Raw genomic sequence first — 20,267 nt, 5'->3', positions numbered from 1 at the left:
TGTCGAATGTCGACCATCAGGCCATATAAAGGTTCAAAGCACGTGACATCGTGGCATTTTGCGATTTTCTTCACGAATGCCCGTTCGGCCGGCCGTCGCGTTCCAGCGTGTCGCGCAACGCCGCCTGCAGGCGCGCGTGCACCTGGACCAATACACGCCATAGCAGCCAAGTCAGCGCCAGGCCTACCAGAACCAGCACCAGCGCCACTTCCCGCGGCGGCAGGATGGTCGAGGCCAGGGCCGCCACCAGCAGGCCCAGCACCCACATCGCGGCCAGCGGCACGATGCGTGCCAATACCGAGCGGATCTTGACGTTGAGCGCGCCGCCGAGGCGCTCCGGAATACTCAGTTCCGCCAGCAGCATGCCCAGCGCGGCAGCCTTGCGGTACGCCGCCACGATCATCGGCAGCGACAGCAGCGCGGCGACCGACCAGGCCAGCGTGCGCTCGGTGAGCGGACGCTGGTTCAACCATTCCCAATGGAAGAACTGCCGGCGATACAGATAGGCCATGATCAGGAACACGGCCACCACCAGCATCATGTTGATGATCACGTGCCACACCAGCCGGCGGATCATCTTCATCACCATCGCGCCCTGCCCGCTCAGGCTTACGTTGCCCATCCAGTCGGTGTAGGCATTGAACATGCCGCTCACACCGGCAGGCATGCGCCGCCCGAGGAAACCCGCCAGCGGATCGGCGCCGCGGATCAGGTACGGCGTAAGAAAGGTGGTGATGGCCGACACCGCCACCGCCACCGGATACAGAAAACTGCTGGTCACCTTCAAGGTCAGGCCGAGCGAGGCGATCACGAACGAGAACTCGCCGATCTGCGCCAGCCCCATGCCCACCCGCAGCGAGGTGCGCCCGCCATTGCCGGCGACGAAGGTGCCGAAGCTGCAGGTGATCACCTTGCCCAGCACCACCACGACGGTGACCACGGTGATCGGCAGCGCGTACTGCTTCAGCAGCGCCGGATCGATCAGCATGCCGATGGCGACGAAGAACACCGCGCTGAACATGTCGCGCACCGGGGTGATGATGCGCTCCACCCGCCCCACGCTGTCCGATTCGCCCACGATCGCACCGATCAGGAAGGCGCCCAGCGCAATGCTGTAGCCCATTTCCGTGACCAGCAGGCAGAAACCGAAACACAGGCCCAGCACCGCCACCAGCAGCACGTCGTCGCGGGCCACCCGCGCGATGTAGTCGACCACCCGCGGCACCAGCAGCAGGCCCACCACCAGCGACACCACCATGAACAGCATCAGGCGCCCGACCGCTTCCATCGCCTGGCCCGCTTCCAGGTCGCCGGTGCTGGCGATGCCGGTGAGCAGCGCCATCAGCACCACGGCGAGCACGTCCTCGATGATCAGAATGCCGAAGATCAGCTGTGCGAAGCGTTCGCGCTTGAGATCGAGATCGTCCAGCGCCTTCATGATGATGGTGGTGGAGGAGATCGACAGCATCGCGCCGAGGAACATCGAGTCCATCGGCGTCCAGCCGAAGAAGCGGCCGATCTCGTAGCCGATCCACACCATCAGCACGATCTCGCACAGCGCCGCCACCAGCGCCGCGCCGCCCACCGCCTTGAGCTTCTTGAGGCTGAATTCCAGGCCCAGCGCGAACAGCAGCAGGATCATGCCCAGCTCGGACAGCGTGCGGATGGTGTCTTCGTCGTGGATGAAGATCACCGGCGAGGTATACGGCCCCACCAGCACGCCCGCGATGATGTAGCCGAGCACCACCGGCTGGCGCAGGCGCTGGAAGATCACCGTGGTGAGGCCGGCGACCAGCATCACCGTGGCGAGATCCTGGATGAAGTGCAGATCGTGCATGGGCGCTTCCGTGTCGGGTCATCGCAAGACTACACGGAGGCACCGGAAGCGCAGCTTCACGCCCCCCACGCTCGCTTGCTCGACGCCCCCGACGCACGACTGACACGCGACGCGAACATTTGTGAAAAATTTTGTTCGCGAGCGCTTGACGAAACCCCGATCCCTATCTATTCTTTCGGGCTCCACAGCAGTGGGGCCATAGCTCAGCTGGGAGAGCGCCTGCATGGCATGCAGGAGGTCGGCGGTTCGATCCCGCCTGGCTCCACCAATAAATTTTAGATTACGTCCCCATCGTCTAGAGGCCTAGGACATCACCCTTTCACGGTGGCGACCGGGGTTCGAATCCCCGTGGGGACGCCAATTCAAACTGCTACTTTAAAAGGTAACGGCCAGGGTTGGGAATCAGGGGCCTCTTGGCTTTTGTAGTTGTTCGAAAAATGCGGAGCGGTAGTTCAGTCGGTTAGAATGCTGGCCTGTCACGCCGGAGGTCGCGGGTTCGAGTCCCGTCCGCTCCGCCACTTTTCCAAGGAACCCGCCTAGTGCGGGTTTTTTGTTACCCGCGATTCCGCGCCCTCTTCCGCCCGCGGCGAACTTACAGCTCGTGCCCCGGCGGCAAATCCACCGGCTTGTGCTGCGCCAGCGGTTCCAGCGTGCCGCGCGAATGCCCCTGCTCGGCCAGGTATTCCAGCCAGCGCGAGAGAAACCCGTTCATGCGCAGGCGATGCTGCAGCACCGTGTGCGCCGGCGGAAACGGCCCCAGCACCTGCCACAGATGGCGGCCGGGATGGCAATGCAGCGCCTCGGCCACGTGCGCGTCGGTGTACATGCGCAGCTGCGCCGACGGCGACGGCTGCCCGGTGTTGGCATCGAGGAAGTCGTAGGTCAGTTCCAGCTCCAGCGTATAGGGATGGCGTTCCTGCACCTGCAGGCGCACGTCCAGCCCGTCGTCCACGCTCGACACATAGAAACCCGGCGCCAGTTCGTGCGGTGCGAACAGGTGCGCCAGGCGATGGTAGTTCTCCGCATACAGTCCCATCAGGAAGCCGAAGCGATCCGGCAGCAGGGACTGGCGACTGTCCAGCACGGCACTCATAAGGACCTTGGGTACTCCTTCGAAGTCAGAACATGGTCCGCTCGATACCGAAGCGGTCAAGGATCTTGCTGGCGATTTCCTCGATCGACGTATGCGTGGTGTTGAGGCTGGGGATGCTTTCCCGCCGCATCAGCTTTTCGGCCTGTTCGAGCTCCCAGCGGCACTGCTGCAGGGTCGCATACCGGCTGCCGGCGCGCCGCTGCTCGCGGATCTGCGCCAGGCGCTGCGGGTCGATGGTCAGGCCGAACAGCCGGTCCCGGTAGGGGCGCAGCCGCACCGGAAGCTCCAGCTTGTCCAGGTCGTCGTCGGTGAGGGGGTAGTTGGCGGCGCTCACCCCGTAATGCAAGGCCATGTACAGGCAGGTCGGCGTCTTGCCCGAGCGGGATACGCCGACCAGGATCAGGTCGGCCTGGGCATAGTCCACGTCGATGCCGTCGTCGTGGGACAAGGCATAGTTGGTGGCATTGATGCGCGCCTCGTACTTGTCGAAGTCCACCAGGCCGTGCGAACGGTTCACCGCGCCCGAGCGCTTGGCGCCCAGTTCCTCTTCCAGCGGGCCGATGAACGGCGCAAACACGTCCAGCATCAGCGCCCCGCTGGCCGCCACGATCTCGCACAGGTCGCGCGAGGCCATGGTGTTGACCACGATCGGCCGCTCGCCACTTTGGGCGTAGCGCGTCTTGATGCGCAGCGCGGCGGCCTCGGCTTTTTGCGCGTCGTCCACGAACGGCAGGCGATGCTTGTCGAATTGCACGCCCTCGAACTGGGCCAGGATGCTGTTGCCGATCGTCTCCGCTGTAATACCAGTGGAATCGGAGATGTAAAAAACGGTACGCCGCATAGCTGTTCCGTTGGGCCGGAAAAAGTTGGGCGCCACCTTAGCGCAAGCACGAATCCCTGTCTTTGCTTGACCCTCGCCTGACTGGTATGCAGTTGGCGCGGCAGTGGGCGGCAATGGTCTTCTTGTGCCGTGCACCATCGGCGGCGGACAATACCAGTTCTTTGCGGCCGATTTTTGGCTGCTCCAGGCCTACCCCTACGAGCTCTTGAGGAGACTCCCTTGAACGATCTGGTGCTTTGGCTCGACTCGCTGCGCATGACTGACCTGGGCAAGGTCGGCGGCAAGAACGCGTCGCTCGGCGAGATGATCGGCAACCTGGCCAAGCTCGGGGTGTCCGTGCCCGGCGGCTTCGCCACCACCGCCGACGCGTTCCAGCAGTACCTGGACAAGAGCGGCGTGGCCAAGCGCATCCAGGCGCGCCTGACCGGCCTGGATGTCGACGACGTCGACGCGCTGATCGCCGCCGGCAAGGAAATCCGCGAGTGGGTCACCGAGACGCCGCTGCCGGCGGATCTGGACCAGGCCATCCGCGAGGCCTACGCCAAGCTGTGCAAGGACGCCGGCGCCGACGACATCGCCGTGGCCGTGCGCTCCTCCGCCACCGCCGAAGACCTGCCCGACGCTTCCTTCGCCGGCCAGCAGGAAACCTTCCTCAACGTGGTCGGCATCGACGACGTGCTGCACAAGGTGAAGGAAGTCTTCGCCTCGCTCTACAACGACCGCGCCATCGCCTACCGCGTGCACCAGGGCTTCAAGCACGAGGACGTGTTCCTCTCCGCCGGCGTGCAGCTGATGGTGCGTTCGGACGTCGGCGCCTCCGGCGTGCTGTTCACCCTGGACACCGAATCGGGCTTCCGCGACGTGGTCTTCGTCACCGGCTCCTACGGCCTGGGCGAGATGGTCGTGCAGGGCGCGGTCAATCCGGACGAGTTCTACGTGTTCAAGCCCACCCTCAAGCAGGGCAAGCCGGCCGTACTGCGCCGCCAGCTCGGCGCCAAGCAGCTGCGCATGGTGTATTCGTCCGCGCCGGGCGAGCGCGTCAAGACCGAGCCGACGCCGGACCAGCTGCGCAACCGCTTCTGCATCAACGACGCCGACGTGGAAGAGCTGTCCCGGCAGGCGCTGATCATCGAGCAGCACTACGGCCGCCCGATGGACATCGAATGGGCGAAGGACGGCAACACCGGCAAGCTCTACATCGTGCAGGCCCGCCCGGAGACGGTGAAGTCGCGCGCGCACGCCACCCAGCTGGAGCGCTTCCACCTCGGCGAGAAGGGCAAGGTGCTGGCCGAAGGCCGCGCCATCGGCCAGAAGATCGGCGCCGGCAAGGCACGCGTGGTGCGCAGCCTCGCCGACATGAACAAGGTGCAGCCCGGCGACGTGCTGGTGGCCGACATGACCGACCCCGACTGGGAGCCGGTGATGAAGCGCGCCTCCGCCATCGTCACCAACCGCGGCGGCCGCACCTGCCACGCGGCGATCATCGCGCGCGAGCTGGGCGTGCCCGCCGTGGTGGGCACCGGCAATGCGCTGGAAAAGATTCCCGACGGCGCCGACGTCACCGTGTCCTGCGCCGAAGGCGACACCGGCACCATCTACGAAGGCATCCTCAAGTTCGACCGCGTCACCGCCGATCTGGGCGCCATGCCCGAGGCCCCGCTGAAGATCATGATGAACGTGGCCAACCCCGAACGCGCCTTCGACTTCGGCCTGCTGCCGAACGCCGGCATCGGCCTGGCCCGCCTGGAAATGATCATCGCCAGCCATATCGGCGTGCATCCGAAGGCGCTGCTGGAATACGCCAGGCAGGATGCCGCCACCAAGGCCAAGATCGACGAGCGCATCGCCGGCTACGCCGACCCGGTGTCGTTCTACGTCGACCGCCTGGCCGAAGGCATCGCCACCATCGCCGCCTCGGTGTTCCCCAAGCCCGTCATCGTGCGCCTGTCCGACTTCAAGTCGAACGAATACGCCAACCTGCTCGGCGGCTCGCGCTACGAGCCGCACGAAGAGAACCCGATGATCGGCTACCGCGGCGCCAGCCGCTATGTCGACGCCGGCTTCGCCGAGTCGTTCGCGCTGGAGTGCAAGGCGGTCAAGCGCGTGCGCGAAGTGATGGGCCTGGACAACGTGTGGGTGATGATCCCGTTCGTGCGCACCCTGGGCGAAGGCCGCAAGGTGGTCGAGGTGCTGGCGAAGAATGGCCTCAAGCAGGGCGCCAGCGCGCACGGCGAAGAGGCGCTGAAGATCATCATGATGTGCGAGGTGCCGTCCAACGCGCTGCTCGCCGATGAGTTCCTGGACATCTTCGACGGCTTCTCGATCGGTTCCAACGACCTCACCCAGCTCACCCTGGGCCTGGACCGCGATTCCAGCATCGTCGCCAGCCTGTTCGACGAACGCGACCCGGCGGTGAAGAAGCTGCTGGCGATGGCGATCAAGACCGCGCGCGACAAGGGCAAGTACGTCGGCATCTGCGGCCAGGGTCCGTCGGACCATCCGGACCTGGCCGAGTGGCTGATGGATCAGGGTATCGAGTCGGTGTCGCTCAACCCGGACACCGTGGTGGACACCTGGCTGCGCCTGGCGAAGAAGAAAGCCGGCTAAGCACGGTTTGCGGCAGGACCTTGAAAGGGACGGTGGCGATCACCGTCCCTTTTTTTGTCCGGAACTTCGCCAGGCTTCGCCGGTCTTCCCGCTTGGGCGCCTACCGCCTCACGCCAGGGGAACGATGATGGATCGAGTGAAGCAATTCCTCGCCAGGAACCGCGGCTTTATCGCCTTCATGTTCTGCATGCTGGTGTTCCGCAGCGCGGTGGCGGATTGGAACGTGGTGCCGACCGGGTCGATGCAGCCGACCATTCGCATCGGCGATCGCATCGTGGTGGACAAGGCGGCATACGACATCCGCCTGCCGTTCACGCACGTGTCGCTGCTGCACCGGGGCGATCCGCTGCGCGGCGATATCGTGGTGCTGGAGTCGGACAAGGCCGGCGAGCGGCTGGTGAAGCGGGTGGTTGGCGTACCGGGCGATGTGGTTGCGCTGCGCGGGAACCGGCTTTACGTCAACGGGCGGTTTGCGGATTACCGGTCGATGCATGTCGATGGCATCGGCGACGATGCGTGGGATCCGGCGATCTATGTCGCGGAGAATGTCGAGGGGCGCAGCCATGCCGTGCGCTGGTCGGAATACAACGCGAGTGCGGATCGCAACTTCGGGCCGGTGACGGTACCGGCGAACCAGTATCTGATGATGGGCGATAACCGGGATAACAGTCGGGATTCGCGTTATTACGGGTTCTTTGCGCGCAATGAGATCACCGGGAGAGCGACGCGCGTGGCGATTTCGCTGGATCCGGATCGTCATTATTTGCCGCGCAGCGGGCGGTATTGGAGCAGGTTGGAATAACGAAAGCGGTGCGGCGTGACTGAGAGCGCGAACAGCGCTTCGATGTAAGCGGCGCTTTGACTTGGCGGGTGGGATTGTTGGGCCCATCCATGGGCCCAACCCCTTCGCGCTGCGCGCTGCGGGGCCAGCCTGCGGCTGTCCGAATTCGCTCCCGGCGAATTCGTCGAACCGGTGACTCGGCTTGCCGAGTCACCGGTTCTCTTACCCACCCTCTCCGCCAGATACGCAAAACGCCCCTTGCGGGGCGTTTTGCGTATCTGGCGGAGAGGGTGGGATTCGAACCCACGGTACGCTTACACGTACGCCTGATTTCGAGTCAGGTACATTCGACCACTCTGCCACCTCTCCAAAGGGGTCACACGGTGGTCCGCGCGAGCCGGCGATCATACGCCAGGCGGTTCATCGTGACAACTCCCTGGCCATGGGGCATGCTCCGCGCAGACTTTTCTTCCGGATGCCCATGATCGAGTTCGGACACGGCACCCACGTCGGCCTGCGGCGTGCGCGCAATGAAGACACCTACTACGCCGATGCCGGACTGGGCCTGTTCCTGGTCGCCGATGGCATGGGCGGCCACCAGCATGGCGAGGTGGCGTCGGCCCTGGTGCGCGATGCGGTGGCCGATCTGGTGACGCGAGGGCATAGCCTGGTCGAAGCGATCAAGGGCGCGGACGAGCGCCTGATGGCGCAGGCGCGCGGCTATCGCGATGCGCTGCCGATGGGCACCACCATCGCGGCGCTGCGGCTGAGCCCGGGCAACTACGAAGTGGCCTGGGTGGGCGACAGCCGCATCTATCTGTGGAAGAACGGGCTGAAGCAGATCAGCCACGACCATTCGCTGGTGCAGGAGCTGGTCGCCGCCGGCACGCTCGATCCGGCCCAGGCCGCACGTCATCCGCAGCGCAACGTCATCACCCAGGCGATTGGCATCACCGCGGTGGATCAGCTGCATATCGGCCTGGCGCGCGGCAAGCTGGAACCGGGCATGGCGTTCCTGCTGTGCAGCGACGGATTGACCGAGGAAGTGAGCGATGCGGCGATCGCCGGCATCGTGGAGCGCCGGGACCTGGCGGCGCAGGAATGCGTGGATCATCTCGTGCTTGCCGCGCTGGAAGGCGGCGGCAGCGACAATATCAGCGTGATACTCGCGCGGACCAACTGAGCCCGACCGCGGTGGCTCAGCCCGCCGCCGCCTCACCCACCGGCGCGTCTTCTTTGCGCCAGATGCTCACCCCACCCGCACTCTTGTCCAGCGCGTCCAGCCGCAGCTCATGCGCCGCGACTTCGTCGGCATTCGCGCGCAACACCTTCGGCCGCCGGCTAAGCACCGCCGGCAGGATCACCTGCGCGGCGCCCTGCTGCTCCGGCGCGCTCTCGAACGCCAGGTCCAGCGCGACCTGGCCCGAAGTCATGGCCAGGTAGACCTCGGCCAGCAGCTGGGAGTCGATCAGGCCACCGTGCAGGTCGCGGGCGGAGTTGTCCACGCCCAGGCGCTTGCACAGCGCGTCCAGGCTGTTGCGCTGGCCGGGGAAGCGCTCGCGCGCCATCACCAGGGTGTCGATCACCGGGCAGCGGTCGCGGATCCGGCCGTAGTTCGCGCCCAGGCGGGCGAGCTCAGCGTCGAGGAAGCCGACGTCGAAGGTCGCGTTGTGGATGATCAGTTCGGAGCCGTCGATAAAGGCCAGGAACTCAGTCACCACATCGGCAAATCGCGGCTTATCGAGCAGGAACTCATCCTCGATGCCGGTGACCTGCTTGGCGCCTTCGTCGATCAATCGGTCCGGATTGAGATAGGTCTGGTAATGGCGCCCGGTAGGACGGCGCTCGACCATCTCGATGCAGGCGATTTCGATCAGACGATGGCCCTGGCGGACTTCAAGGCCCGTGGTTTCGGTATCGAGGACGATCTGCCTCATCGTGTGCTCCTGTACTGCTCGGCCTGTTCGCGGGCGGCGACGTCGACGCGCTCGTTCTCCACGTGGCCATTATGGCCGCGCACCCACTGCCAGCGCAGCTGATGCGTCGCGGTGGCGGCGGAAAGGCGCTGCCACAGATCCTGGTTCTTCACCGGCTTCTTGTCGGCGGTCTTCCAGCCATTGGCGCGCCACTTCGGCACCCATTCCTCGATGCCTTGCATGACGTAGCGCGAGTCGGTGGTCAGGATCACCTTGCACGGGCGCGTCAGCGCCTCCAGCGCGGCGATCGCGGCCATCAGCTCCATGCGATTGTTGGTGGTGTCCGGCTCACCGCCTGCGATCAGGCGTTCGGTCCCCTTCGCGCGCAGCAGGGCGGCCCAGCCGCCCGGCCCCGGATTGCCGAGGCATGCGCCGTCGGTAAAAGCTTCCACTTCGGTCATCGTTACCTAGCTTTGTTCGTCAGTCATGCGTCGGACGGGGTGCCGCGCCGCGCCCCGGGCGCCAGTTTCACGTTCACCGGCGCGTTGACCAGCGCCGGCTTGAGCTTGGGCAGGATCGCCACCCGGCGGTTCTTGCGCGCGATCAGCAGATACGCGCCGCCCAGCGGGTGCACGCCGCGGGCCTTGGCGCCGGCGTTGGGCCAGACATGCCCCACCCGCTCGACGCGTTCGATATCCAGCTCCCCTGCCCTGACCCAGCGCTCCAGCGTCAGCGGCGAGGTGATCGCCGGCATGGTGGTGTGGCGGCGCTGCCAGTACACCCACGGCAGCCAGGCGCTGAGCGGATGCAGGCCGGTCACCGCCAGCACGCCGCCCGGCGCCAGCACGCGGCAGGCTTCCTGCAGCAGGGACTGCGGCACCGGCGCCACTTCCATCGCATGGCGCAGCAGCACCAGGCCGAAGGCGTCGTCGGCGAACGGCAGCGGCTCGTCGGCCCTGGCCTTCACGTCGCCCTGGTAACGCTTGCCGACCAGGCGCATGCGCGTCCAGTAGCCCAGCAGGGGCAGCACCGGCGGGTGGTCGTGCGACAGCGCGGACAGCAGCAGCGCATGCGACCCCGCGCAGCGCTGCAGCAGCGGCGCCATGGCGGCGGCTTCCTCCGCCAGCAGGTGGCGGAGGTGCGCACTGGCGTAGATGTCGGGGTCGCGCTGCGGCATGAGATCGGGGCCAACGGTCAGGCGGAGAGTGTAAACGCTGCCCCTGCTCACATGGGTGCCGCCTACTCGGGCACAAGACTGAACACGCCGGCCCGGGTTAACACCCGGCTAACGAGCAGCCCTCCCGCCCGCTTTATAGTCCCGCACTTCGCGCAAGCCCGGATGCCTGCGCCAGTCGATACGAAAACGCAGTGGAGTCCCCCTTGCACGTCGTACCGCTACCGGCGCTAGCCGACAATTACATCTGGCTGCTGTACGACGATGCCGGCGACGCGATCGCGGTCGATCCCGGCGAAGCCGCTCCGCTGGAAGCCGCGCTCGCCGAGCGCGGACTGCACCTGCGCGCGCTGCTGCTCACGCATCACCACAACGACCATATCGGCGGCGTCGGCGAATTGCTGGCGCGCCATCCGGTGCCGGTGTACGCGCCGCACGACGAACGCATCCAGCACGTCACGCAGCGCGTGGCGGATGGCGACACCGTGCATATCGCGCAGCCGGCGGCGCAGTTCCGCGTGCTCGAAATTCCCGGCCATACCAGCAGTCATATCGCCTACGTGGGCAACGGCGTGCTGCTGTGCGGCGACACGCTGTTCAGCATGGGCTGCGGCCGCATGTTCGAAGGCACACCGCAGCAGATGCTGGCCTCGCTGGACCGCCTGGCCGACCTGCCCGGCGACCTGAAGGTCTGCTGCGCGCACGAGTACACCGCCGCGAACGGACGCTTCGCGCAGACGGTGGAGCCGTCCAACCCGGCGCTGGCGCAGCGCATCGAACAGGTGCGCGCCCTGCGCGAGCGCGCGCAGCCGACGCTACCGGTGGCGCTCGCCACCGAGCGCGCCACCAACCCTTTTCTGCGCGTCGACAGCGACGACGTGGCGCAATGGTGTACGCGCCACGGCGCCGGCAACGACCGCGTTTCGCGCTTCGCCGCTTTGCGCGCCGCCAAGGATGAGTTCCGCGCATGACACGTCCCAGCCTCCGTCTTCTTCCCGCTTCGCTCGCGCTCTGCCTCGCCGCCTGCGCCAGCGGGCCGCAGCAGCAGGCGCCCACAAGCACCGCCAGTGCGCCGCGCGTGGTCAAGCCGTCCGGCAAGCCCGCGGTGAACAACGTCGCCAGCCACGTCGACGCGCCCGCCGCGCCGCAGGACAACGGCAATGTGTGGGACCAGCTGCGCGGCAGCTTCCAGATGGCCGACTGCGATGCGGACCCGGCGATCATGGACTGGGCCCGGCGCTACACGCAGAACCCTTCCGCGTTCGAAGCGCAGATGCGCGACGTGATGCCGCGCCTGATGTACGTGCAGCAGATCGCCGCCAGGCATGGCGTGGCCGGCGAGTTCGCCCTGCTGCCGTGGGTGGAAAGCCATTACCGTCCGGTGCCCGGCGTGAAGGGCAACCCGGCCGGCATGTGGCAGATCATGCCGGTGACGGCGAATGCGCTGGGCATGCGCGTGGACAAGAATTTCGACGGCCGCCTGGACATGCCCGCCGCCACCGACGCCATCATGGCCCTGCTCAAGCGCTATCACGACGATCTCGGCGACTGGCGCATGGCCGACTACGCATTCAATGCCGGCGAGTTCGCCGTGCGCGGCATGGTCAGCCGCTACGGCATGCCCGGCGAGGAGCCGGCGATTCCCAAGATGCCGGTCAAGCGCGTGACGCGCGAACACCTGGCCAAGCTGCTGGCCATTTCCTGCGTGGTGCGCGAACCGCAGCGCTTCCATGTGGAGCTGCCGCTGATCGCGCCGGAGCAGCAGCTGGTGTCGGTGGACGTGGACCGCTCGATGCCGCTGGCGCAGGCAGCCAATCACGCCGGCATGTCGGTGGATGAACTGAAGAACCTCAACGCCGGTTTCCGCAACGGCTATGTCGACAAGCGCGCGGCTTCCTACCTGGTGATGCCGAGCGGCCGTGTCGAGCAATTCCGCAACTCGCTGCTGCAGAACGGCAACAACCTCGCCAGCGCGGACAGCAATGACAACCGCCTGGCCGCGGCGGCGAACGGCCCTTCCGCCGCGCAGGACGACAGCGCCGCCGCATCTTCACGCACGCATACGGTCAAGGCCGGCGAAACGCTGTGGAACATCGCGCGCCACTATTCGCTGGACGTCAACCAGATCAAGCGCTGGAACGGTCTGCAGAGCTCTACGCTGCGGCTGGGCCAGGTGCTGAAGCTCAGCGCGCAGGGCTGACCGTCCGCGCACCGCGCTAGACTGGCCGCGGCGCGCAGCGCGCGCCGCCGCATCGGGGATGGGCTATGGGACTCCTGCATGGCAAGCGTGCACTCATCGTGGGCATCGCCAGCCAGCGCTCGATCGCCTGGGGCATCGCCAATGCGATGTACCGCGAAGGCGCGCAGCTGGCTTTCACCTACCAGAACGAACGGCTGAAGGACCGCGTCGACGAAGCGGCCAACGCGTTCGGCTCCAATATCGTGCTGCCCTGCGATGTGGCGGACGACGCGCAGATCGAGCAGCTCTTCAGCGAACTGGGCAGGCACTGGGAAGGCTTCGACATCCTGGTGCATTCAGTGGGCTATGCGCCGCGCGAAGCGCTGCAGGGCGAGTTCCTCGACCAGCTGACGCGCGAGAACTTCGCCATCGCGCACGACATCTCCAGCTACAGCCTCGCCGCACTGGCGCGCGCGGCGCGTCCGCTGATGGGCGGCCGTGGCGGCGCCATCCTCACGCTCAGCTATCTCGGCGCCGAGCGCGCGATGTCCGGCTACAACGTGATGGGGCTGGCCAAGGCGAGCCTGGAAGCGAACGTGCGTTATCTCGCGCTCAATCTCGGGCCGGAGGGCACGCGGGTGAATGCGATCTCGGCGGGGCCGATCAAGACGCTGGCGGCTTCCGGCGTCTCCAACTTCCGCAAGATGCTGGATCACGTGGAAGAACACGCGCCGCTGCGCCGCAGCGTGACCATCGACGAGGTGGGCAACGTGGCGGCGTTTCTCTGTTCGGATTTCGCTTCGGGTATTACCGGCGAGATCACGTATGTGGATGCGGGCTACAACATCCTTGGTATGAGCGGTCTGGGTATGAGCGGCGCCTGAGCCCGGCGTGCATGCATAAAAAAAGGCGGCCTCGCGGCCGCCTTTTCCGTTGCGCTGCCGGATCGCTTACATGCGGTCCGTGGCGACCTTGATCTCGGTCTTCGCCTTCAGCGCGTCGATGAACTCCTGCGTGGCCGAGGCACCGTACACGCGCGCCATCTGCTGGCGCAGCATGTCGCGCTGCTGGGCCGGCAGCTTGGACAGGTCGGCATCCTGCACCTTGTCGATTCCCACCAGGTCGTACGAGCCGTCCTGCTGCTGCACGCTGGTGAACTGCGCCTTGCCCTGCGCCGGATGCGGCAGCTTGAACGCGGCGTCCAGCAGCTCCGGCGCCACGTCCGGCGAGCCGCGGGTGGCTTCGACGGAGATCTTCAGCGGCGCGCCTACCGAAGCGGCGACGGCGGCGATGTCCTCGCCCTTCTGCAGGCGGGCCAGCAGCTCGTCGGACTTGGCCTTGGCAGCGGCGGCGACGCGCTCGTCCAGGATCTTCTGGCGCACGGTGTCGCGCACCTCGGCCAGCGGCTTGACCGCGGCGGAGACGTGCTTGTCGACGTGGATCACCACGGCGTGGTCGTTGCCCAGGTCGATCAGGCCGGAGTTGTTGCCCTGCGCCAGCACGTCGTCGGCGAACGCGGCCTGCGCCACCTTCGGGTTGGCGGCAATGCCCGCGCCGCCCTGGCGCGCGAACAGCTCGGACGTCTTGATCGGCAGGCCCAGCGCCTGCGCGGCCGGCTCCAGCGAACCCGGGTTCTGGTAGGCGCTGTCGGTGAGCTTGCCGGCGATCTCGTTGTACTTGCGGTCGCGGTCGCCGGTGAGCGCTTCCTTCACCAGCTGCTCGCGCACTTCGGCGAACGGCTTGGGCTGGCCGTTGCGCACGTCGCGCAGCCACAGCACGTGGTAGCCCTCGTCGGACAGCACGGGCTTGGACACCTCGCCCTTCTGCAGCTTGAACAGCGCCTCGTCGAAGGCGGGGTTGGCCACGCCCTTCTCCAGCCAGCCGAGATCGCCGCCGGTGCGCTTGGAACCGAGGTCGTCCGAAGACTGCCCGGCCAGCTTGGCGAAGTTGTCCGGCTTGGCTTCGCCGGCGAGCTGCTCGGCCTTGGCCAGCGCGGCCTTCTGCTGCTCCGGCGTGGCGTTCTTCGGCACGTTCACCAGGATGTGCGAGACCAGGCGCTGCTCCGGCATCATGAAGCGCTGCTTGCCTTCCTCGTAGCGCTTCTTGAGGTCGTCCTCGCTGGGCTGGGTATCCAGCTTCAGGTCGTCGCTGCTGACTTCGATGTACTTCACCGAGACCTGCTCGGGATTCATGAAGTCGCCCTGGTGCGACTTGTAGTAGGCGTCGATCTGCGCGTCGTCGACCTTGACGTCGGTCAGCGCCGGGCGCGGCAGCGCGAAGTAGCGCAGGTCGCGGCGCTGCATGCTGAGATTGAGGTAGCGGTCGATGTCGGCGTCGGTGACCAGGGTGGACGCGGTGATCGCGTCGGGCAGCTGGGCGACGTCGAGCTCGTTGCGCAGCTCCGCCTCGAACTGGCCGGGCGTGCGGCCCATGCCGGCGAGGAAGGCGCGGTACAGGCCGGCGTCGAACTTGCCGTTCTGCTGCAGGCCCGGGAAAGCCATGATGGCGTCGCGCAGCTGCTGGTCGGAAATGCGCATGCCCATCTTCTCGGCGGCATCCACCAGCAGGCGCTGGTCGACCATCGCGTTGACCACGCGCAGCTTGTTTTCCGGCTTCTCGAACGCGGCGGGATCGAACTGCTCGCCCTGCTGCTGGACCATCTGCTGGCGCAGGTTGTTCATGCGCTGCTGGAAGTCCTGCTGGGAGATCTCATGCTTGCCCACCTTCGCCACGAAGGTCTCGGTGTGCGACATGAAGTAGGACTCGATGCCGAAGAACGAGATGGCGAAGACACAGATGCCGAGGATGATGATCGACGGCCAGCCGTGCATCTTGGTACGTAGTGCCTGCAACATGGGAATCTTCCCCGTCAGGGTTGATCAATGCGCCCGACCCGGCGCGGTCCATAAAAAGCAAGGGCGCCACGCGGGCGCCCTTGCGAACTGTGGCGGAGCGGACGGGACTCGAACCCGCGACCTCCGGCGTGACAGGCCAGCATTCTAACCGACTGAACTACCGCTCCGCAGTTTTCTGGTGGGTGCTGTAGGGATCGAACCTACGACCATCGCCTTGTAAGGGCGGTGCTCTACCGCTGAGCTAAGCACCCGAAACCAAGCGAGAAGCCGCTTAGTTTAGGGCATCCTTCAGGGTCTTGCCAGCCTTGAAAGCCGGAACCTTCGAGGCCTTGATCTTGATCGTCTCGTTGGTGCGCGGGTTGCGGCCGGTACGCGCGGCGCGCTTGCGCACGGTGAACGTGCCAAAGCCCACGACCGACACATCGTCACCCTTCTTCAGCGCCTTCTGCACGGTCTCGAAGAAAGCCTCGAGCGCGCGGCCGGCGTCGGCCTTGGTGAGTTCGGCCTTCTCGGCAATGGCATTGATCAGATCGGTTTTATTCATTGAGACACTCCCTTAAACGTTATGCGGCCCGCGTGGTCAGTCTGGGACGAGACGACGCCGACTAGGATGATGTGGCGACCGGTGGGCGCCGCCCCGCGACCCCGCATCGATGCGCCTGACGACGACGCGCCTGGATTGCGGTGCCGCTCTTTATACCAGTGGCCCCTAGGGTCCGCAATACAAGCAATACCAAGGCTTTCAGGCTTTTCGAAGGGTCTCGCCGGCACTTGCCGGAAGGGGTGCGAAACGTTACCCGACGCACATGCGCAGCCGCATTCGCGCAACAAAAAAGTGGCATGCCAGAGGCATGCCACTTTGGCTTGCATCAATGACCAGTGCGCCGCTCAGTGCGGACGCACGGGCGTCTCGGCAGAGTCCTCGTTGCCGTCGACTTTCTTCTCGACCTTTGCGGCAGCTTCCGCTTCGCCGGCCTGGCGCGGCTGCAGCGGACGCTCCAGCGCGATGTCGAGCACTTCGTCGATCCAGCGCACCGCGTGGAGCTCCAGCTGGCCGGTGATGTTCGACGGAATGTCGGCAAGGTCCTTCTTGTTCTCTTCCGGAATGATCACGGTGGTGATGCCGCCGCGATGCGCCGCCAGCAGCTTCTCCTTGAGGCCACCGATCGGCAGCACGCGGCCGCGCAAGGTGATCTCGCCGGTCATCGCCACTTCGGAGCGCACCGGCACCTTGGTCAAGGCCGACACCAGCGCCGTGCACATCGCGATGCCCGCGCTAGGACCGTCCTTCGGCGTGGCGCCTTCCGGCACGTGGATGTGGATGTCCAGGTTCTGGTGGAATTCCGGATCGATGCCGAAGCGGTCCGCACGTGCGCGCACCACGGAGAGCGCCGCCTGGATCGATTCCTTCATCACGTCGCCGAGCTGGCCGGTATGCACCAGGCGGCCCTTGCCCGGAACGATGGATGCTTCGATGCTGAGCAGATCGCCGCCCACCTGCGTCCACGCCAGGCCGGTGACCAGGCCCACTTCGTTCTGCAGCTCCTTGCGGCCGAAATCGAAACGGCGCACGCCGAGGTAATGCTCGAGATTTTCGGACGTGACCTTGATCCCTGACAGCTTCTTCGCCTTGGCGCTCTTCGCCGTTTCCGGCTTGGCGGCCTTGGCCTTCGAGGCCTTCTTCGCCTCGCCCAGGGTCAGCTCCTTCACCACCTTGCGGCAGATCTTGGACACCTCGCGCTCGAGGTTGCGCACGCCGGATTCGCGCGTGTAGTAGCGCACGATGTCGCGGATGGCTTCGCCGTCCACGCTGAGTTCTTCCGGCTTCAGGCCATTGGCCTTCAGCTGCTTCGGCAGCAGGTATTTCTGCGCGATCCCCAGCTTCTCATCCTCGGTGTAGCCGGGGATGCGGATGACTTCCATGCGGTCCAGCAAGGGACCTGGAATGTTGAGCGAGTTGGCGGTGGCGATCCACATCACCTCGGACAGGTCGAGATCGACCTCCAGGTAATGGTCGTTGAAGGTGTGGTTCTGTTCCGGATCCAGCACCTCGAGCAGGGCCGAGGAAGGATCGCCGCGGAAGTCCATCGACATCTTGTCGATTTCATCCAGCACGAACAGCGGATTCTTGGTGCCGACCTTGTTCAAATTCTGCACGATGCGGCCCGGCATCGAACCGATGTAAGTGCGGCGATGACCGCGGATCTCGGCCTCGTCGCGCACGCCGCCCAGGCTCATGCGGACGAACTTGCGGTTGGTCGCCTTGGCGATGGACTGGCCGAGCGAGGTCTTGCCCACGCCGGGCGGACCGACCAGGCACAGGATCGGGCCCTTCATGGTGTTCACGCGCTGCTGCACGGCGAGGTATTCGAGGATGCGTTCCTTGACCTTCTCCAGGCCGAAGTGGTCGGCATCGAGCACGTCCTGCGCCAGCTGCAGGTCCTTGCGCACCTTGCTGCGCTTCTTCCACGGCACGCCGACCAGCCAGTCGAGGTAGTTGCGCACCACGGTGGCTTCGGCCGACATCGGCGACATCTGGCGCAGCTTGCTGAATTCCTGGCGCGCCTTGGCCAGCACCGGCTTGGGCATGCCGGCGTTGTCGATCTTCTTCTGCAGTTCCTCGACTTCGTTCGGGCCTTCCTCGCTCTCGCCGAGCTCCTTCTGGATGGCCTTCATCTGTTCGTTGAGGTAGTACTCGCGCTGGCTCTTCTCCATCTGCGACTTCACACGGCCGCGGATGCGCTTTTCCACCTGCTGCAGATCCATCTCGCCGTCGACCAGGCCGATCAGCAATTCGAGGCGCTGGCCGACGTCGGCGGTTTCCAGCACCTTCTGCTTGTCGGCCATGCGCACGGACAAATGCGCGGCGATGGAGTCGGCAAGGCGCGAGGGATCGTCGATGCCGGACAAGGTGGCCAGCACTTCCGGCGGCAGCTTGCGGCTCTGCTTCACCAACTGCTCGAACAGCGAGACCAGCGTGCGCGACACCACGTCGAGCTCGCGCTCCTTGGCGCTGTACTGCGGCTCGATGATGCGGGAGGTCGCCATCAGCATGCCGCCGTCTTCCTGGTACTTCTCGACGGACACGCGCGCCTGCCCTTCGACCAGCACCTTCACGGTGCCGTCGGGCAGCTTCAGCAGCTGCAGCACGCCGGCGAGCGTGCCGATCTGGTGCAGGTCGGCGACCGCGGGGTCGTCGATGTCGGGGCTCTTCTGCGCCACCAGCAGGATCTGGCGCTCGCCTTCCATGGCGCGCTCGAGCGCGCGCATCGATTTGTCGCGGCCGACGAACAGCGGGATGACCATGTGCGGATAGACCACCACGTCGCGCAGCGGCAGGACCGGAAGCGCGTCCAGCGCGGCACCGGTGGCGACGGGAAGGGGGGCATTTTTTGCCATGTGAAATGGTTCCCTCTGGGGACTAAAACGACTACGCCCCGACACTGCGCCGGAGGCATCTGATCGTCAAGTGGAGGTCGGGGCGTTGTCATACAAGTGCATGCGCGACAACGAAAAGCAAAACGGCCTGTAGCAATAAAACAGCCACAAAAACAAGGCCGCAAAAAAAACGGCTCCGGATTGCGCCGGAGCCGTTCGTTCAGCCTGGAAAGACTGTTCAGGCCGCGTCGCCGCTCTCGCCCGCCACGCGCTGCTGCTGCAGGTTGCCGCGATAGATCAGGTAGGGCTCGGCCTGGCCGTTGATGACGGCGTCGTCCACGACCACCTTGCTGACGTGCTCCAGCGAAGGCAGCTCGTACATGGTGTCGAGCAGCACCTGCTCCAGGATGGTGCGCAGGCCGCGCGCGCCGGTCTTGCGCTTGAGCGCCTTGCGGGCGATCGCCTGCAGGGCCTCCGGGCGGAATTCCAGCTCCACGCCTTCCATCTCGAACAGCTTCTTGAACTGCTTGGTGACGGCGTTGCGCGGCTCGGTGAGGATCTTCACCAGGGCCGGCTCATCCAGCTCGTCCAGGGTAGCGACCACCGGCAGGCGGCCGACGAATTCCGGGATCAGGCCGAAGCGGACCAGGTCCGCCGGCTCCACGTCGGCCAGCACCTTGCCGAGATTCTCGGTGCGTTCCTTGCTGCGCACTTCGGCGGAGAAGCCGATGCCCGTCGTTTCGGAACGCTGCTGGATCACCTTCTCCAGCCCGGCGAACGCGCCGCCGCAGATGAAGAGGATGTTCTTGGTGTCGACCTGCAGGAATTCCTGCTGCGGATGCTTGCGGCCACCCTGCGGCGGCACCGAGGCGAGCGTGCCTTCGATCAGCTTCAGCAGCGCCTGCTGCACGCCTTCGCCGGACACGTCGCGGGTGATCGACGGGTTCTCGCTCTTGCGCGAGATCTTGTCGATTTCATCGATGTAGACGATGCCCGACTGCGCCTTGTCGACGTCGTAGTCGCACTTCTGCAGCAGCTTCTGGATGATGTTTTCCACGTCCTCGCCCACGTAGCCGGCTTCGGTCAGCGTGGTGGCGTCGGCGATGGTGAACGGCACGTTGAGCAGGCGCGCCAGCGTCTCGGCGAGCAGCGTCTTGCCGGAACCGGTCGGGCCGATCAGCAGGATGTTGGACTTGCCCAGCTCGACGTCGTCGCTCTTCTGGCGCGACTCCATGCGCTTGTAGTGGTTGTACACGGCCACCGCCAGCGCCTTCTTGGCGCGGGTCTGGCCGACCACGTACTGATCGAGCGTCTCCATGATCTCGCGCGGCTTGGGCAGCTGGCTGCGCCCGGAGGCGGCCTTCTCCTCCAGCTCTTCGCGGATGATGTCGTTGCAAAGCTCCACGCACTCGTCGCAGATGAACACGGAGGGACCCGCGATCAGCTTGCGCACTTCATGCTGGCTCTTGCCGCAGAAGGAGCAGTAGAGAATCTTGCCGCTGTCGTTGGAACGGCCCTGCCGCTCGTCAGTCATGCTGTAACCCTGCTGTAAATCGGTTGCGACGCGAGAATAGCACAGGGTTCCGCGTCCGATTCCAGACGCAGA

Annotated in this window: 16 protein-coding genes and 6 tRNA genes; 9 read left to right on the top strand and 13 right to left on the bottom strand. The window is 65.7% G+C overall.

Annotated features, from left to right (window positions below; translation table 11 throughout):
- Nucleotides 1-70 precede the first annotated feature (70 nt).
- Nucleotides 71-1,837, bottom strand: coding sequence for a cation:proton antiporter (locus KK141_RS05255; RefSeq protein WP_214570358.1), 1,767 nt, complete (start codon nucleotides 1,835-1,837; stop codon nucleotides 71-73).
- A gap of 192 nt (nucleotides 1,838-2,029) precedes the next feature.
- Here KK141_RS05255 and KK141_RS05250 point away from each other — a divergent pair.
- The 3 genes from KK141_RS05250 (at nucleotide 2,030) to KK141_RS05240 (ending at nucleotide 2,355) form a co-directional block, all read left to right on the top strand.
- Nucleotides 2,030-2,105: transfer RNA gene (locus KK141_RS05250), tRNA-Ala, on the top strand.
- Between the two features lie 16 nt (nucleotides 2,106-2,121).
- A tRNA-Glu gene (locus KK141_RS05245) sits at nucleotides 2,122-2,197 on the top strand.
- Between the two features lie 81 nt (nucleotides 2,198-2,278).
- Nucleotides 2,279-2,355, top strand: a tRNA-Asp gene (locus KK141_RS05240).
- Nucleotides 2,356-2,429: 74 nt separating this feature from the next.
- Here the strand turns inward: KK141_RS05240 and KK141_RS05235 are convergent.
- Nucleotides 2,430-2,930, bottom strand: a complete 501-nt coding sequence (locus tag KK141_RS05235) for a DUF1249 domain-containing protein (RefSeq protein ID WP_167255514.1) — start codon at nucleotides 2,928-2,930, stop codon at nucleotides 2,430-2,432.
- 25 nt (nucleotides 2,931-2,955) lie between these two features.
- Nucleotides 2,956-3,771 (bottom strand): pyruvate, water dikinase regulatory protein, encoded by an 816-nt coding sequence (locus KK141_RS05230; protein ID WP_214570359.1) that lies wholly within the window; start codon nucleotides 3,769-3,771, stop codon nucleotides 2,956-2,958.
- A 219-nt stretch (nucleotides 3,772-3,990) separates the two neighbouring features.
- Here KK141_RS05230 and ppsA point away from each other — a divergent pair, with 219 nt between their 5' ends.
- Both ppsA and lepB read left to right on the top strand, forming a co-directional pair.
- Nucleotides 3,991-6,378, top strand: a complete 2,388-nt coding sequence (gene ppsA, locus KK141_RS05225) for a phosphoenolpyruvate synthase (RefSeq protein ID WP_214570360.1) — start codon at nucleotides 3,991-3,993, stop codon at nucleotides 6,376-6,378.
- Nucleotides 6,379-6,505: 127 nt separating this feature from the next.
- A complete protein-coding gene (lepB, locus tag KK141_RS05220) occupies nucleotides 6,506-7,180 on the top strand; it encodes a signal peptidase I (RefSeq protein WP_214570361.1) in 675 nt (224 codons plus the stop codon).
- 258 nt (nucleotides 7,181-7,438) lie between these two features.
- Here the strand turns inward: lepB and KK141_RS05215 are convergent.
- Nucleotides 7,439-7,528 (bottom strand) — tRNA-Ser (locus KK141_RS05215).
- Between the two features lie 112 nt (nucleotides 7,529-7,640).
- Here KK141_RS05215 and KK141_RS05210 point away from each other — a divergent pair.
- Nucleotides 7,641-8,342 carry a protein phosphatase 2C domain-containing protein gene (locus tag KK141_RS05210; protein WP_214570362.1) on the top strand — a complete coding sequence of 234 codons (702 nt, stop codon included), beginning with the start codon at nucleotides 7,641-7,643 and terminating at the stop codon, nucleotides 8,340-8,342.
- A gap of 16 nt (nucleotides 8,343-8,358) precedes the next feature.
- On the opposite strand, the gene dnaQ is transcribed toward KK141_RS05210, so the two are convergent.
- Genes dnaQ through KK141_RS05195 form a run of 3 tightly spaced genes read right to left on the bottom strand, consistent with a single transcriptional unit; the run spans nucleotide 8,359 to nucleotide 10,252 of the window.
- Nucleotides 8,359-9,096: a DNA polymerase III subunit epsilon gene (dnaQ, locus tag KK141_RS05205; RefSeq protein WP_214570363.1), complete on the bottom strand. Its 738-nt coding sequence runs from the start codon at nucleotides 9,094-9,096 to the stop codon at nucleotides 8,359-8,361.
- Nucleotides 9,093-9,536 (bottom strand): ribonuclease HI, encoded by a 444-nt coding sequence (gene rnhA, locus KK141_RS05200; RefSeq protein ID WP_214570364.1) that lies wholly within the window; start codon nucleotides 9,534-9,536, stop codon nucleotides 9,093-9,095. Before rnhA ends, dnaQ begins: the two co-directional genes overlap by 4 nt.
- Nucleotides 9,537-9,559: 23 nt before the next feature.
- Complete coding sequence (locus KK141_RS05195) at nucleotides 9,560-10,252, bottom strand: methyltransferase domain-containing protein (RefSeq protein WP_214570365.1); 693 nt, start codon at nucleotides 10,250-10,252, stop codon at nucleotides 9,560-9,562.
- A 203-nt stretch (nucleotides 10,253-10,455) separates the two neighbouring features.
- On the opposite strand from KK141_RS05195, the gene gloB reads away from it, so the two are divergent.
- From gloB to KK141_RS05180, 3 genes are all read left to right on the top strand, one after another.
- Nucleotides 10,456-11,220: a hydroxyacylglutathione hydrolase gene (gene gloB / locus KK141_RS05190; RefSeq protein ID WP_214570366.1), complete on the top strand. Its 765-nt coding sequence runs from the start codon at nucleotides 10,456-10,458 to the stop codon at nucleotides 11,218-11,220.
- The gene (locus tag KK141_RS05185) at nucleotides 11,217-12,449 is read left to right on the top strand and encodes a LysM peptidoglycan-binding domain-containing protein (RefSeq protein WP_345777563.1); all 1,233 of its coding nucleotides are present in this window, start codon (nucleotides 11,217-11,219) and stop codon (nucleotides 12,447-12,449) included. Before gloB ends, KK141_RS05185 begins: the two co-directional genes overlap by 4 nt.
- Before the next feature lie 65 nt (nucleotides 12,450-12,514).
- The gene (locus KK141_RS05180; RefSeq protein WP_214570367.1) at nucleotides 12,515-13,312 is read left to right on the top strand and encodes an enoyl-ACP reductase; all 798 of its coding nucleotides are present in this window, start codon (nucleotides 12,515-12,517) and stop codon (nucleotides 13,310-13,312) included.
- A gap of 66 nt (nucleotides 13,313-13,378) precedes the next feature.
- Here the strand turns inward: KK141_RS05180 and KK141_RS05175 are convergent, their stop codons facing one another.
- From KK141_RS05175 to clpX, 6 genes are all read right to left on the bottom strand, one after another.
- A complete protein-coding gene (locus tag KK141_RS05175) occupies nucleotides 13,379-15,283 on the bottom strand; it encodes a SurA N-terminal domain-containing protein (RefSeq protein WP_214570368.1) in 1,905 nt (634 codons plus the stop codon).
- Between the two features lie 90 nt (nucleotides 15,284-15,373).
- Nucleotides 15,374-15,450 (bottom strand) — tRNA-Asp (locus KK141_RS05170).
- Between the two features lie 9 nt (nucleotides 15,451-15,459).
- Nucleotides 15,460-15,534 (bottom strand) — tRNA-Val (locus KK141_RS05165).
- Nucleotides 15,535-15,554: 20 nt separating this feature from the next.
- Nucleotides 15,555-15,827, bottom strand: coding sequence for an HU family DNA-binding protein (locus KK141_RS05160; protein ID WP_019465590.1), 273 nt, complete (start codon nucleotides 15,825-15,827; stop codon nucleotides 15,555-15,557).
- Between the two features lie 344 nt (nucleotides 15,828-16,171).
- Nucleotides 16,172-18,682, bottom strand: coding sequence for an endopeptidase La (gene lon / locus KK141_RS05155; RefSeq protein WP_214570369.1), 2,511 nt, complete (start codon nucleotides 18,680-18,682; stop codon nucleotides 16,172-16,174).
- Nucleotides 18,683-18,899: 217 nt separating this feature from the next.
- A complete protein-coding gene (clpX, locus tag KK141_RS05150) occupies nucleotides 18,900-20,195 on the bottom strand; it encodes an ATP-dependent Clp protease ATP-binding subunit ClpX (protein WP_167255534.1) in 1,296 nt (431 codons plus the stop codon).
- Between the last annotated feature and the right edge of the window lie 72 nt (nucleotides 20,196-20,267).

It is taken from the genome of Dyella sp. LX-66, assembly GCF_018599165.1.
GTDB lineage: Bacteria > Pseudomonadota > Gammaproteobacteria > Xanthomonadales > Rhodanobacteraceae > Dyella_D > Dyella_D marensis.
Note: the sequence above shows the minus strand (reverse complement) of the source record. Positions and strands in the feature narration are given on the sequence as shown.

What these genes read in the sequence shown, in the direction of transcription:
- KK141_RS05185 (WP_345777563.1), top strand. Translation starts at nt 11,217, where the DNA reads ATGACACGTCCCAGCCTCCGTCTTCTTCCCGCTTCGCTCGCGCTCTGC.
- KK141_RS05230 (WP_214570359.1), bottom strand. Translation starts at nt 3,771, where the DNA reads ATGCGGCGTACCGTTTTTTACATCTCCGATTCCACTGGTATTACAGCG.
- KK141_RS05180 (WP_214570367.1), top strand. Translation starts at nt 12,515, where the DNA reads ATGGGACTCCTGCATGGCAAGCGTGCACTCATCGTGGGCATCGCCAGC.
- KK141_RS05255 (WP_214570358.1), bottom strand. Translation starts at nt 1,837, where the DNA reads ATGCACGATCTGCACTTCATCCAGGATCTCGCCACGGTGATGCTGGTC.
- dnaQ (WP_214570363.1), bottom strand. Translation starts at nt 9,096, where the DNA reads ATGAGGCAGATCGTCCTCGATACCGAAACCACGGGCCTTGAAGTCCGC.
- KK141_RS05175 (WP_214570368.1), bottom strand. Translation starts at nt 15,283, where the DNA reads ATGTTGCAGGCACTACGTACCAAGATGCACGGCTGGCCGTCGATCATC.
- rnhA (WP_214570364.1), bottom strand. Translation starts at nt 9,536, where the DNA reads ATGACCGAAGTGGAAGCTTTTACCGACGGCGCATGCCTCGGCAATCCG.
- lepB (WP_214570361.1), top strand. Translation starts at nt 6,506, where the DNA reads ATGGATCGAGTGAAGCAATTCCTCGCCAGGAACCGCGGCTTTATCGCC.
- KK141_RS05210 (WP_214570362.1), top strand. Translation starts at nt 7,641, where the DNA reads ATGATCGAGTTCGGACACGGCACCCACGTCGGCCTGCGGCGTGCGCGC.
- lon (WP_214570369.1), bottom strand. Translation starts at nt 18,682, where the DNA reads ATGGCAAAAAATGCCCCCCTTCCCGTCGCCACCGGTGCCGCGCTGGAC.
- clpX (WP_167255534.1), bottom strand. Translation starts at nt 20,195, where the DNA reads ATGACTGACGAGCGGCAGGGCCGTTCCAACGACAGCGGCAAGATTCTC.
- KK141_RS05160 (WP_019465590.1), bottom strand. Translation starts at nt 15,827, where the DNA reads ATGAATAAAACCGATCTGATCAATGCCATTGCCGAGAAGGCCGAACTC.
- KK141_RS05195 (WP_214570365.1), bottom strand. Translation starts at nt 10,252, where the DNA reads ATGCCGCAGCGCGACCCCGACATCTACGCCAGTGCGCACCTCCGCCAC.
- KK141_RS05235 (WP_167255514.1), bottom strand. Translation starts at nt 2,930, where the DNA reads ATGAGTGCCGTGCTGGACAGTCGCCAGTCCCTGCTGCCGGATCGCTTC.